The organism is Pseudomonas sp. SJZ074 (genome assembly GCF_007828215.1).
Taxonomy (GTDB): Bacteria; Pseudomonadota; Gammaproteobacteria; order Pseudomonadales; family Pseudomonadaceae; genus Aquipseudomonas.
Genome location: NZ_VIUE01000001.1, coordinates 372,428 through 386,228 on the forward strand (window position 1 = coordinate 372,428; position 13,801 = coordinate 386,228).

Genomic DNA, 13,801 nt, shown 5'->3' on the forward strand with positions numbered 1-13,801 from the left:
TCGCCTGAATTAACTAGGAAATCGCCCCTATGAACACCGCCGTGAATGTCAACGTAGTGCATGAATCCGAAGCCCAGCGCCAACACGCCCGAGTGAAAATCCCGGCCAAGTTGCGCTTCTTCGGCCCCGACCGTACCCCTATGGAAGTCAAGGTCCTGGACCTGTCCGCTGGCGGCCTGAGCTTCAACGCCGGCCAGATGCCGCTCAAGGTGGGCGAGGCCTACAAGGGCCGCCTGCAATTCGTCATCGACAACCTTGGCCTGGCCATGGACGTGGAATTGCAGATCCGCTCCCACGAGCGCCAGACCGGCCGCACCGGCTGCCAATTCCAGAACCTGGAACCACGGGACATTTCGACACTGCGTCACATCATCACCTCGCACCTGGCCGGCGACATCGTCGGTGTCGGCGATGTGCTGGCGACCCTGCAACGCGACAACTTCACCAAGGCCCGCAAGCACAAGGATGACAATGCTGGCATGAGTGCCCTGGGTCGCCTGCGGGCCGTGACCTTCAGCCTGGGTGTGTTCATCGTCGGCCTGGCGGCATTCGGGTTCATCTTCAAGTCGTTGTACGGCATGTACTTCGTCAGCCACGCCCAGGCAGGCCTGGTGAATGTACCGGGCATGGCGATCACCATGCCGCGCGACGGCACCGTGCAGAGCCTGGTCAAGGCTGACGGCGTGGCCGCCAAAGGCGCCCCGCTGGCGACCTTCAGCACCAGCATGCTCGACGTGCTCAAGGGTCACCTGGACGATAACCAGCTGCAACCGGCCAAGGTCGAAGAGCTGTTCGGCAAGCAGATGACCGGCACCCTGACCTCCCCTTGCGACTGCATCGTGGCTCAGCAATTAGTGGCCAACGGTCAATACGCCAGCAAGGGCGACGTGATCTTCCAACTGGTTCCGCGCGGCACCGAGGCCAACGTGGAAGCCCGCTTCTCCTATCGCCAGTTCGGCGAAGTGCGTCCAGGCACCTCGGTCAACTTCCAGGTCGCCGGCGAAGACATCACCCGCACCGGCAAGATCATCAGCAGCAGCAGCCTGAAAAGCGAAGACCTGTCGTCGGATATCCGCGTGCTGATCAAGCCCGACGAGCCCCTGGACAGTGCCCTGGCCGGTCGTCCCGTGGAAGTCAACAGCGACCGTGGTCCGAACCTGAACTGGCTGGTCGAAAAAGCCATGGCTGTCGGTAAGTAAGCGGAGGACTGCCCGTGACCATTACAAAAATCCTGAACACCCCACAGTTCCTGTGGGAGCGGGCTTGCTCGCGAAAGGATCAACGCGGTCTGACTGTGGCACCGCAGCGTCTGCTTCGCGAGCAAGTCGGATCGCCGCACCGCCGCTCCCACATGGGAACCCTCAGTGCCATTGCGCTGGCAATCAGCCTGGCCGGTTGCGCCGGCCTGCCCGACCAGCGTCTGGCCAACGAGGCCCTCAAGCGTGGCGATACGGCGCTGGCGCAGCAGAACTACCAGCAACTGGCCGACCTGGGCTACAGCGAGGCCCAAGTGGGTCTGGCCGATATCCAGGTGGACAGCCGCGATCCCGAGCAGATGAAAAAGGCCGAGGCCACCTACCGCGCCGCCGCGGATATTTCGCCGCGGGCCCAGGCTCGCCTGGGTCGCCTGCTGGTGGCCAAGCCGGGCTCCACCGAGGCCGAAAAGCACGAAGCCGAAGGCCTGTTGAAAAAAGCCTTCGCCAACGGTGAAGGCAATACCCTGATCCCGCTGGCGATGCTGTACCTGCAATATCCTCACAGCTTCCCGAACGTCAACGCCCAGCAGCAGATCAGCCAGTGGCGCAGCGCCGGTTACCCGGAAGCGGGCCTGGCGCAGATTCTGCTCTATCGCACCCAGGGCACCTACGACCAGCACCTGGATGAAGTCGAGAAGGTCTGCAAGGCCGCATTGGCCACCACCGATATCTGCTACGTCGAACTGGCCACGGTCTATCAAAAGCGCGGTCAGCCGGAACAGCAGGCCGAGTTGCTCAAGCAGATGCAGGCCGGCCACGCCCGCGGCGTCGTTTCCGCCCAGCGCGTAGACAGCGTCGCCCGTGTCCTGGCCGATGCCAGCCTGGGCAAGACCGATGAAAAGACCGCCCAGTCGTTGCTCGAAGGCATCGCCCCTGGCTATCCCGCTGCCTGGGTCAGTCTGGCGCAACTGCTCTACGACTTCCCCGAACTGGGCGATGTCGACAAGATGATGCAGTACCTGGAAAACGGCCGCGCCGCCGACCAGCCTCGCGCCGAGCTGCTGCTGGGCAAGCTGTATTACGAAGGCAAATGGGTACCGGCCGACGCCAAGGCCGCCGAGGCACACTTTCAGAAAGCCGTCGGCCGCGAAGTGGCCGCCGATTACTACCTTGGCCAGATCTATCGCCGTGGCTACCTGGGCCAGGTGTATTCGCAAAAGGCCCTGGACCATCTGCTCAAGGCCGCCCGCAACGGCCAGAACAGTGCCGACTTCGCCATTGCCCAGTTGTTTTCCCAAGGCAAGGGCACCAAGCCCAACCCGGTCAACGCCTATGTATTCAGTCAGTTGGCCAAGGCCCAGAACACCCCGCAAGCCATCGAGCTTGCCCAGACCCTCGAAGCACAATTACCGCCGGAGCAGCTTGCACAAGCCAAACGCCTGCTACAACAAGAGCAGGCCATTCGTGGCGTCATGAGCCCCGATACGCTGGAACTGCAAGCCCTAAAAGAAGATAACGGCGAGGAACAACTATGAAGCCCTTGAAGCTCAATCCTTTTGTGCAGGCCGGAATTGGTCTGACGTTCGCACTGATGTGGTCCTGTCCGACCCTGGCGGCCCTGACCGAAAGCAAGAATTTCGGCCTGGAAGTGAAGATCACCGGCCAATCCGAAGACGACCGCGACCTGGGTACCCAGAGCGGTGGCGACGTCAATGGCGTGGGCCTGGACCTGCGTCCATGGGTCTATGGCGAAAGCGGTAACTGGAGTGCCTACGCCATGGCTCAGGCCGTGACGTCTACCGATGTCATCGAGACCGACACCCTGCAACAGTCCGATGGCGCCACCCAGCAGACAGACAGCGGCGACCGCGAAGCCAAGAAGAACTACCTGGCCATGCGTGAATTCTGGATTGGCTACAGCGGCCTGACCCCTTATCCGGGCGAACAGTTGAAGTTCGGGCGCCAGCGCCTGCGCAACGACGACGGCCAATGGCGTGACACCAACATCGAAGCCCTGAACTGGACCTTCGACACCACGTTGCTGCGCGCCAACGTCGGCGTCGCCGAACGTTTCAGCGAATACCGCACCGACCTCAAGGAACTGTCGCCCAAGGACAAGGATCGCCTGCACGTCTACGGTGACGTGGCTTACCAGTGGATGCCAGGCCAATGGGCCGGTATCCGTGCCCATCACACCCATGACAACGGCAGCCTCGATTACCCGACCCCGGGCGAGCCCACCGACACCCTGGACAAAACCCAGAACGGCGACTTGACCTGGCTCGGCCTGGAAGCCAACAGCGACGCCTACAACTGGCGCAACACCAACACCGTCAACTACTGGGCCAGCCTCACCGGCATGTCCGGCGACAGCGACATCGTCAACCCGCTCAACGCCGACGGCACGCGTCCTGCGCAAGCCAAGCGCAGCGAAGACCTGAACGGCTGGGCCACTGACCTGGGTATCCGCCTGCGCCTCGATCCGCAATGGCAAGTCGGCGCGGCCTATGCCCGCGCCAGCGATGAGTACCAACAGAACGGCCTGCAGAGCAACCGCTCGAACTTCACCGGCACCCGCTCGCGGGTCCACCGTTTCGGCGAAGCGTTCCGCGGCGAGATGGCCAACACCCAGAGCGCCAGCCTGTTTGGCTCCTGGCAGTTGCGCGACGAATACGACGCCAGCCTGGTGTACCACAAGTTCTGGCGTGTGGACGGCAACAAGCCGGTGGGCAGCAACGGCATCAACGCCGTGCAGAACAACACCGACGACGTGACCGGCGCCATCCTCTCCACCTCGACCCTGCCGCTGCGTGACGGCGACAAGGACCTGGGCCAGGAGGTCGACCTGGTGGTCACCAAGTATTTCAAGCAAGGACTGCTGCCGGCCGCACTGAGCCAGTCCATCGATGAACCTTCGGCGCTGGTGCGCTTGCGTGGCGGCGTGTTCAAGCCAGGCGATGCCTACGGCAAAGACGTCGACTCGTACATGCATCGCGCCTTTGTCGACGTGATCTGGCGCTTCTGATGCGAATGGCCATGGGAGTGCCCGAAATGAACCGCTACCTCAGGAACAGCCAGGCGATGAAAGATTCGATCAGCCTGTTGGTCGCAGCGATGCTGCTGGCCGGCTCGCCGGCGTTCGCCAACGTTGAACCGGTGGTCAAGCCGGGCAACGTGGTCAAGGAACTGCAACGCGCCAAGACCTACACCGTCAACAGCGCGCCGACCGCGCCCCTGGAACTGGCCAAGCCGACCTTGCCCGACCTCAAAGGCTTCACTGCCGAAGCGGTCGCGGCCAAGATCGTGCGGACCAAGCCCGGCAAGGTCAGCGTGCGCCGGATGATGCAGGAAAACGCCTTGAAGGACTTCATCGGCGGTGACAACAAGATGGCCGAGTGGGTGGTGCGCCAGCACGGCATCCCGCAAGCCATCTTCATCGACGACGGCTACATGAACTTCAAGGACCTGGCCAAGAAACTGCCCAAGTACATCATCGAAACCTCGCCGGGTGTCTACCTGGCCAAGATTCCGATCGTGGTCGGCCAGAAAGGCATCCTGGAAATCGACAAACAGACCCAGGAACTGCGCCTGTCCCAGGAGGGCGGCTCGTTCCTGGTCAACGATGGCCGGATGTTCATCCGCGACACCAAGGTCACCGGCTGGCGTGAAAAGGACAACGGCCCCGCCACGTTCCGCTCGCCCAAGGAGTTCCGTCCGTTCCTGCTCGCATGGGGCGGTACCGAGACCTACATCGTCAACACCAAGATGGCCAGCTTCGGCTACTCCAACAGTAAGTCGTACGGGGTGAGTATTTCCCAGTACACGCCGAACATGGCCAAGGTCCTCAAGCGCCCGGAACCGACCGGCTGGATCATCGGTTCCGAGTTCTCGGACATGTGGTACGGCTTCTACTGCTATGAGACCCGCGACTTCGTGGTCAAGGGCAACACCTACAAAGACAACATCGTCTACGGCATCGACCCCCACGACCGGTCCCATCGGCTGATCATCGCCGACAACACCGTCTACGGGACGAAGAAGAAGCACGGGATCATTATTTCCCGTGAGGTCAACGACAGCTTCATCTTCAACAACCGCAGCTACGACAACAAGCTCTCGGGCCTGGTGATCGACCGTAACAGCGTCAACAACATCATCGCCTACAACGAGATCTACAAGAACCACACCGACGGCATCACCCTCTACGAGAGTGCCGACAATCTGTTGTGGGCCAACCAGGTGATCAGTAACCAGCGCCACGGCATCCGGATTCGTAACAGCGTGAACATCCGCCTCTACGAAAACGTGGCCATGGCCAACGGCCTGACCGGCATCTACGGCCACATCAAGGACCTGTCCAACACCGACCGGGACATCAAGCTCGACCCGTTCGACGCCGAGGTTTCGTTGATCGTGGTGGGTGGCGAACTGGCCGCCAACGGCAGTGGCCCGCTGTCCATCGACTCGCCCCTGAGCGTCGAGCTGTATCGCGTGTCCATGCTCGCGCCGACCAAATCCAGCGGCATCAGCTTCACGGGAGTCCTGGGCGAACGCCAGGATGAAATTCTCGACCTGCTGGTACGCCAGCAGAAAGCCGTGCTCATCGACCCCGTCGAAAGCCAGACCGAATTGCGGGATTGAGGATGACCTTTATGAACCCACAGATGATCAAACTCCTGGGCCTGTCTGCCCTGACTGCCGGCATTCTCGCCGCTGCAAGCGGCGCGCGCGCCGACGAAATCAAGGCGCCTGCCTTCACCGCGGAGCCCTGCTGCAACCTGTGCCCCGCCGCTCACGATCCGAAGAATTACACCACGCGTTACCAGCAGAATTTCACCACGCTGGTACAGGCCCAGGGTGACTGGCTGTTCCGTACCCAGGAAGACCTGCGTACCGAATTCAACACCACGCCGGCCGGCTACAAGCGCATGCAACAGCTGCACGACGCATTCAAGAAGAAAGGCGTCGAACTGGTCCTCGTCTACCAGCCGACCCGGGGCCTGGTGAATCGCAACAAGCTCAACCCACAGGAAAAGGCCAGTTTCGACTATGAAAAAGCCCTGGCCAACTACAAGACCATGCTCGGCCGTTTCGCGCAGATGGGCTACGTGGTGCCAGACCTGTCGCCGCTGACCAACGAAAACCTGCCCGAAACCCTGCCGGCCCACGATTTCTACTTCCGTGGCGACCAGCACTGGACGCCTTATGGGGCCCAGCGCACGGCGAAGATCGTCGCCGAGAAGGTCAAGCAGATCCCGGCCTTTGCCGACATTCCCAAGCGTGAATTCGAGACCAAGAAATCCGGCCGCATGGGCAAGACCGGCACCCTGCATAACATGGCCGGACAACTGTGCGGCACCAGTTACGCCATCCAGTACATGGATCAGTTCACCACCGAGCCTAAGGGCGAGGCCGGTGACGGCGATCTGTTCGGCGATTCCGGCAATCCGCAGATCACCCTCGTGGGTACCAGTCACAGCGGCAAGAACTACAACTTCGCCGGTTTCCTGGAAGAAGCCATCGGCGCCGACATCCTCAACGTGGCCTTCCCCGGCGGCGGTTTCGAAGGCGCAATGATCCAGTACCTGGGCAGCGAAGAATTCCAGAAGAGCCCGCCGAAAATCCTCATCTGGGAATTTTCGCCGCTGTATCGCCTGGACCAGGAAACCATCTACCGCCAGATGATGGCGCTGCTGGACGACAACGCTTGTGAAGGCAAACCGGCGCTGATGAGCAGCAAGACCGCCCTCAAGCCGGGCAAGAACGAATTGATGGTCAATAGCAAGAACATGGATCTGCGTAACAGCAGTCACCAGGTCGATATCCGTTTCGCCGATACCTCGGTGAAAACGTTGCAAGCCACCCTCTGGTACATGAATGGGCGCCACGAGGATATCAAGATCGAAAAACCGAATACCTCGGACACCGACGGACGTTTCGCCTTCCAGTTGCGCACCGATGAGGACTGGGCTTCGCAGAACCTGCTGGCCGTTGAAGTCCAGGGCCCAGAAGCCGGTGCGGCGCCACAGCAAGTGGAAGCGAAAATCTGCAAACGCAATGTCTCTCCGCAAGCCGAACAAACGGCCCAAATCGGACAATGAGGTCTCGCTTTATGACCAGAAACATGCGCAACCGAACGTTGAAAACGCTGCTGGCGCCGTCCCTGCTGACCCTGGCGATGTTCGCCGGGGCCGCCCAGGCCGCGGCCCCGCTGCGCCCGCCACAGGGCTACTTCGCACCGATCGAAAAGGCCAAGGCCGGTGACTCGGCCCAAGGCTGCGAAGCTGTGCCGGCGCCGTATACCGGTTCCCTGCAGTTTCGCAGCAAGTACGAGGGCTCCGACAAGGCCCGAGCGACGTTGAACGTGCAATCGGAAAAAGCCTTTCGCGACAGCACCGCCGACATCACCAAGATCGAGCGTGGCGTCAGCAAGCAAGTGATGCAGTTCATGCGCGACGGCCGTCCCGAGCAACTGGACTGCACCCTGAACTGGCTGACCACCTGGGCGAAAGCCGATGCGCTGATGTCCAAGGACTTCAACCACACCGGCAAGTCCATGCGCAAATGGGCCTTGGGCAGCATGGCTTCGGCCTATGTGCGCCTGAAATTCTCCGACTCTCATCCGTTGGCGAACCATCAGGAACAGGCGCAGCTGATCGAAAGCTGGTTCAGCAAGATGGCCGACCAGGTGGTCAGCGACTGGGACAACCTGCCGCTGGACAAGACCAACAACCACTCCTACTGGGCCGCCTGGTCGGTGATGGCGACCTCGGTCGCGACCAACCGCCGCGACCTGTTCGACTGGGCCGTCAAGGAATACAAGGTCGGCGTCAACCAGATCGATGCCGACGGTTTCCTGCCCAACGAACTCAAGCGCAAGCAACGAGCCTTGTCCTATCACAACTATGCCCTGCCGCCGTTGGCGATGATCGCCAGTTTCGCCCAGGTCAACGGTGTGGATCTACGCCAGGAAAACAACGGTGCCCTCAAGCGCCTGGGTGAACGGGTGCTGGCCGGGGTGAAAGACCCGGACATCTTCGAGAAGAAGAACGGCGAAGAGCAGGACATGAAGGATCTGAAGATCGATTCGAAGTTCGCCTGGCTCGAACCGTTCTGCAGCCTCTACACCTGCTCCGGCGATGTGCTGGAGCGCAAACATGAAATGCAACCGTTCAAGACCTTCCGCCTTGGCGGGGACTTGACCAAGGTCTATGACCCGGCCAACGAGAAAGGTAAAGGCTCGTAGAACCTGTGGGAGCGGGCTTGCTCGCGAATGCGGTCTGACATTCAACAGTGATGTCGACTGTTACACCGCTTTCGCGAGCAAGCCCGCTCCCACAGGGGATGTGGCTTGGTTTGAAGGTAATGAAACCTCCCGGTTTGGATGGGGGGGTTTGGGGGGGCTCTGGCCCTTGACTGTTGATTCAACATGGAGAGATCGGGATGGTATTTTCATCCAACGTGTTCCTGTTCCTGTTCCTGCCGATCTTTCTCGGCTTGTACTACTTGAGCGGGCAACGCTATCGCAACCTGCTGCTGCTGATCGCCAGCTATGTGTTCTATGCCTGGTGGCGGGTGGACTTCCTGGCGCTGTTTGCCGCCGTCACCCTGTGGAACTACTGGATCGGCCTGAAAGTCGGGGCCGCCGGCGTGCGCACCAAGCCGGCCCAGCGCTGGCTGTTGCTCGGCGTGGCGGTGGACCTGTGCATCCTGGGCTACTTCAAGTACGCCAACTTCGGGGTGGACAGCCTCAACGCGATCATGACTAGCTTCGGTCTCGAACCCTTCATCCTGACCCACGTGCTGCTGCCGATCGGGATTTCGTTCTATATCTTCGAGTCCATCAGCTACATCATCGACGTCTACCGCGGCGACACCCCGGCGACCCGCAACCTGATCGACTTCGCAGCGTTCGTGGCGATCTTCCCGCACCTGATCGCCGGCCCCGTGCTGCGTTTCCGTGACCTGGCCGACCAGTTCAACAACCGTACCCACACCCTGGATAAGTTCTCCGAAGGCTGCACGCGTTTCATGCAGGGCTTCATCAAGAAAGTGTTCATCGCCGATACCCTGGCGGTGGTGGCCGACCATTGCTTCGCCCTGCAGAACCCGACCACCGGCGATGCCTGGCTCGGCGCCCTGGCCTACACCGCGCAGCTGTACTTCGACTTCTCCGGCTACAGCGACATGGCCATCGGCCTGGGCCTGATGATGGGTTTCCGTTTCATGGAAAACTTCAAGCAGCCCTACATCAGCCAGTCCATCACCGAGTTCTGGCGGCGCTGGCACATCAGCCTGTCGACCTGGCTGCGCGACTACCTCTACATCACCCTGGGCGGTAATCGCAAAGGCACGCTGATGACCTATCGCAACCTGTTCCTGACCATGCTGCTCGGTGGTCTGTGGCACGGCGCGAACTTCACCTACGTGATCTGGGGCGCCTGGCACGGTATCTGGCTGGCCATCGAGAAGGCCGTAGGCATCAACACTACCCCACGCAGCCTCAACCCGATCCGCTGGGCACTGACCTTCCTGCTGGTGGTGATGGGCTGGGTAATCTTCCGTGCCGAGAACCTGCACGTGGCCGGACGCATGTACGGCGCCATGTTCAGCTTCGGTGACTGGTCGCTGTCGGAACTGACCCGCGCCAACCTCACCGGCCTGCAGATCGCCACGCTGGTGGTGGCCTACATCACCCTCGCCTTCTTCGGCCTGCGGGACTTCTACACCAACCGTCCGCCGGTCAAGACCAAGCCGGAGGTCAACACCGAGGCCAATGGCCCGGCCACTGCACAACCGGGGCTGATCAAGGCCGTACCGGGCGACAACCCGTCGACGATCCATGAGCCAGGCTACACCGTGGGCGTCGAGGCCCAGGTGCAACCGGCCTACTGGGTCGCGGACTGGCCGTGCTATGTCATGCGTGCGTTGGTGCTGCTGCTGTTCATCGCTTCGATTCTCAAACTCTCGGCGCAAAGCTTCTCGCCGTTCCTTTACTTCCAGTTCTGAGGGATCTGAACATGACCCGCTCATTACGCATCTTTTACATCGCACTGTTCCTGCTGATCCTGGCGGTCCTGGGCCTGTGGTCGATGCGCAGTTTCTTCGGCTTCAGCACCAACCCCGATGCCACCGTGCTCAACGGGCGCTGGGCCAAGGCTGTCGAAACCCACTACGACGACCAGTTCCCGATCAAGCGCCTGGGCACCAACATCTGGGCTGCGCTGGACTACAAGCTGTTCAACGAAGGCCGCAAAGGCGTGGTCCTCGGCCGCGACCAGTGGCTGTACAGCGACGAAGAGTTCAACCCGATCGTCAACGAAGAACTGAACCTGCAAGGCAACTACGCGCTGGTCGAAGGCGTGCGCCAGAAACTCAAGGAACAAGGCATCACCCTGGTGATGGCGATCGTGCCGGCCAAGGCGCGGTTGTATCCAGAACACCTGGGTGAAGTGAAGCCGGCCAGCATTCACGCCAATCTCTACCAGGATTTCCATGCCCGCGTCGCAGCCGACAAGATCCTCGCCCCCGACCTGCTCGGCCCGCTGCAACAGGCCAAGCAGAACGGCCAGCAAGTCTTCCTGCGCACCGACACCCACTGGACCCCGGAAGGCGCCCAGGTCGCCGCCGAAAACATTGCCAGGGCCATTGCCGAGCGCGCGCCCCTCAACGGCGAGCCGCAACGCTTCGTCACCGAGCCTGCCGAAAAGATCATCCACAAGGGTGACCTGCGCCAGTTCCTGCCCCTGGACCCGCTGTTCGAAAACCTGATGCCGGCCCAGGAGCCACTGGTCAAGCGCAACACCCGCGAGGCCGACGACCAGCCCGCCGGCGACGACGCGCTGTTTGCCGACGCCCAGGTTCCCGTGGCCCTGATCGGCACCAGTTACAGCGCCAACCCCAACTGGAACTTCGTCGGTGCACTCAAGCAAGCCCTGCACAGCGACGTCGTGAACTACGCCGAAGACGGCCACGGCCCGATTCTGCCGATGCTCAGCTACCTCAAGAGCGACGCTTTCAAGAACAGCCCGCCACAAGTGCTGATCTGGGAATTTCCTGAACGTTATCTGCCCGTGAACAACGAAATCGGCGACGCCGACCCGCAGTGGGTCGCAGAACTCAAACAAGCCGGTGCGCGCCAACAGAACGTTGCCGCCAACACTCAATCCGAGACGCCCGACCGGGCGCAAAACTGAAAGAGAGGTCCACCATGACTTTCAACACTACTCCTCGCCGTCTCGCTGCTCGTTCCTTCAAGGCCGTTGCCCTGGTTGCCAGCATGAGCGCCCTTTCCTTCGCAGCCTTTGCCGGCGACTCGGCGCTGTACGGCCCGGTCGCACCAAAAGGCTCGAGCTTCGTGCGCATCTACAACGCCAGCAACAGCGAAGTCAGCGCCACCGTCGGCAGCACCAACCTCAACGACGTCGCCCCATTGGCTAGCAGCGACTTCAGCTTCATGCCCGGCGGCGACTACAGCGCCAAGGTAGGCAGCCAGACCGTTCCGGTTAAACTGGCTCCCGATCACTACTACACCCTGGTCAACAACGCGAGTGGCCAGCCGCAACTGATCGAAGAACCACCGTTCAAGAACAAGCAGAAATCCCTGGTGCGGGTGCAAAACCTCACCGACAAGGCGCTGACCCTCAAGACCGCCGACGGCAAGACCGAAGTGGTGCCGAACGTGGCGGCCAAGGGCCGTGGCGAACGTGAAATCAACCCGGTGAAAGTCAGCCTGGCGCTGTTCGAGGGCGACAAGAAAGTCGGCGACCTCAAGCCCGTGGCCCTGGAGCGCGGCGAAGCGGCCGTGCTGTACGTCACCGGCTCTGGAAGCAGCTTGTCGCCGGTCTGGGTAAAGCGTCCAGTGTCAACCCGCTGACAGATTCACTCGACTGACGCTGTACCCCTTGTGGGAGCGGCGGTGCGGCGATCCGACTTGCTCGCAAAAGCGGTCTGACATTCAACATCAATGTCGACCGATCTACCGCCTTCGCGAGCAAGCCCGCTCCCACCCTGACCGAGGCGTCATTCGAGGTACGGAATAAAAACAAGAGTGAAACGACAGAACGCAGTAGCTCTATAACCATTACGCTTCAAAGGAGTAACACACATGATTCCGGTGATCTTGTCAGGTGGTAGCGGCTCACGTCTTTGGCCGCTTTCGCGCAAGCAATTCCCTAAACAGTTCCTGGCCCTGACCGGCGAACACACTCTGTTCCAGCAAACCCTCGAACGCCTGGTGTTCGAAGGCATGGATACGCCGATCGTGGTCTGCAACAAAGACCACCGTTTCATCGTCACCGAGCAGTTGAACGGCCGCAACCTGGAAGCCCAGCGCATCCTGATGGAACCGTTCGGCCGCAACACCGCGCCAGCCGTCGCGCTGACCGCGATGATGCTGGTCAACGAAGGTCGCGACGAGTTGATGCTGGTGCTGCCGGCCGATCATGTGATCGAAGACCAGAAAGCCCTGCAACGCGCCCTGGCCCTGGCCACCGTGGCCGCCGAGCGTGGTGAAATGGTGCTGTTCGGCGTACCGGCCACCAAACCGGAAACCGGCTACGGCTACATCAAGTCGACCAACGATGCGCTGCTGCCTGAAGGTGTGAGCCGTGTGTCGCACTTCGTCGAAAAACCCGATGTCAAGCGCGCCACCGAGTTCGTCGAGGCCGGCGGTTACTTCTGGAACAGCGGCATGTTCCTGTTCCGCGCCAGCCGTTTCCTCGAAGAGCTGAAAAAACACGATCCGGATATCTACGACACCTGCCTGCTGACCCTGGAGCGCAGTGAGCAGACCGCGGACACCATCACTTTCGACGAAGCCACCTTCGCCTGCTGCCCGGACAACTCCATCGACTACGCCGTGATGGAAAAGACCCAACGCGCCTGCGTGGTGCCGCTGTCCGCCGGTTGGAGCGATGTCGGCTGCTGGGCGTCGTTGTGGGAAGTCAATCCCAAGGATGCCGACGGCAACGTCACCAAGGGCGACGTGGTGGTCCAGGACAGCCGCAACTGCATGATCCATGGCAACGGCAAACTGGTGTCGGTGATCGGCCTGGAAAACATCGTGGTGGTCGAAACCAAGGACGCCATGATGATTGCCCACAAGGACAAGGTCCAAGACGTCAAGAAGATGGTCAACACCCTCAACGCCCGGGGTCGCACCGAAACCCAGAACCACTGCGAAGTCTATCGTCCATGGGGCTCGTATGACTCGGTGGACATGGGCGGGCGTTTCCAGGTCAAGCACATCTCGGTCAAGCCGGGTGCGTGCCTGTCCTTACAGATGCACCACCACCGCGCCGAACACTGGATCGTAGTCAGCGGCACCGCTGAGGTGACCTGCGACGAGAACGTGTTCCTGCTCACCGAAAACCAGTCGACCTACATCCCGATCGCGTCGGTTCATCGCCTGCGTAACCCGGGCAAGATCCCGCTGGAAATCATCGAAGTGCAGTCCGGCAGCTACCTGGGCGAAGACGACATCGAGCGCTTCGAAGACATCTACGGTCGCTCCACCCCGATCGAACGTGGCGTGTCGGTAAAGACCATCGCGCAGTAACGATCAGCGAAACAAGAAGCCCTCATCCAGCCCACTGCGTCCCCTA

General features: G+C 61.1%; 10 protein-coding genes. All 10 read left to right on the forward strand.

Going from position 1 to position 13,801, the window contains the following annotated elements:
• Positions 1 to 29: 29 nt before the first annotated feature.
• The 10 genes from FBX99_RS01685 to FBX99_RS01735 all read left to right on the forward strand — a co-directional run bounded on the left by FBX99_RS01685 (position 30) and on the right by FBX99_RS01735 (position 13,755).
• Positions 30 to 1,199, forward strand: coding sequence for an alginate biosynthesis protein Alg44 (locus tag FBX99_RS01685; protein ID WP_145130466.1), 1,170 nt, complete (start codon positions 30 to 32; stop codon positions 1,197 to 1,199).
• Between the two features lie 14 nt (positions 1,200 to 1,213).
• A complete protein-coding gene (gene algK, locus FBX99_RS01690) occupies positions 1,214 to 2,731 on the forward strand; it encodes an alginate biosynthesis TPR repeat lipoprotein AlgK (protein WP_145130468.1) in 1,518 nt (505 codons plus the stop codon).
• Positions 2,732 to 2,736: 5 nt separating this feature from the next.
• On the forward strand, positions 2,737 to 4,221 hold the full coding sequence (locus FBX99_RS01695; protein WP_144927843.1) for an alginate export family protein: 1,485 nt from the start codon (positions 2,737 to 2,739) through the stop codon (positions 4,219 to 4,221).
• A gap of 26 nt (positions 4,222 to 4,247) precedes the next feature.
• Positions 4,248 to 5,837: a mannuronan 5-epimerase AlgG gene (gene algG, locus FBX99_RS01700; protein WP_144927766.1), complete on the forward strand. Its 1,590-nt coding sequence runs from the start codon at positions 4,248 to 4,250 to the stop codon at positions 5,835 to 5,837.
• Positions 5,838 to 5,848: 11 nt separating this feature from the next.
• Positions 5,849 to 7,297, forward strand: a complete 1,449-nt coding sequence (locus FBX99_RS01705; protein WP_144927763.1) for an alginate O-acetyltransferase — start codon at positions 5,849 to 5,851, stop codon at positions 7,295 to 7,297.
• Between the two features lie 23 nt (positions 7,298 to 7,320).
• Positions 7,321 to 8,442: a mannuronate-specific alginate lyase gene (locus FBX99_RS01710; protein WP_144927760.1), complete on the forward strand. Its 1,122-nt coding sequence runs from the start codon at positions 7,321 to 7,323 to the stop codon at positions 8,440 to 8,442.
• Between the two features lie 197 nt (positions 8,443 to 8,639).
• The gene (locus tag FBX99_RS01715) at positions 8,640 to 10,205 is read left to right on the forward strand and encodes an MBOAT family protein (RefSeq protein ID WP_144927758.1); all 1,566 of its coding nucleotides are present in this window, start codon (positions 8,640 to 8,642) and stop codon (positions 10,203 to 10,205) included.
• A gap of 11 nt (positions 10,206 to 10,216) precedes the next feature.
• Positions 10,217 to 11,392, forward strand: coding sequence for an alginate O-acetyltransferase (locus tag FBX99_RS01720; RefSeq protein WP_144927755.1), 1,176 nt, complete (start codon positions 10,217 to 10,219; stop codon positions 11,390 to 11,392).
• Between the two features lie 14 nt (positions 11,393 to 11,406).
• The gene (locus tag FBX99_RS01725) at positions 11,407 to 12,072 is read left to right on the forward strand and encodes an alginate O-acetyltransferase AlgF (RefSeq protein ID WP_144927752.1); all 666 of its coding nucleotides are present in this window, start codon (positions 11,407 to 11,409) and stop codon (positions 12,070 to 12,072) included.
• Positions 12,073 to 12,303: 231 nt separating this feature from the next.
• Positions 12,304 to 13,755 (forward strand): mannose-1-phosphate guanylyltransferase/mannose-6-phosphate isomerase, encoded by a 1,452-nt coding sequence (locus FBX99_RS01735; protein ID WP_144927747.1) that lies wholly within the window; start codon positions 12,304 to 12,306, stop codon positions 13,753 to 13,755.
• Positions 13,756 to 13,801 lie beyond the last annotated feature (46 nt).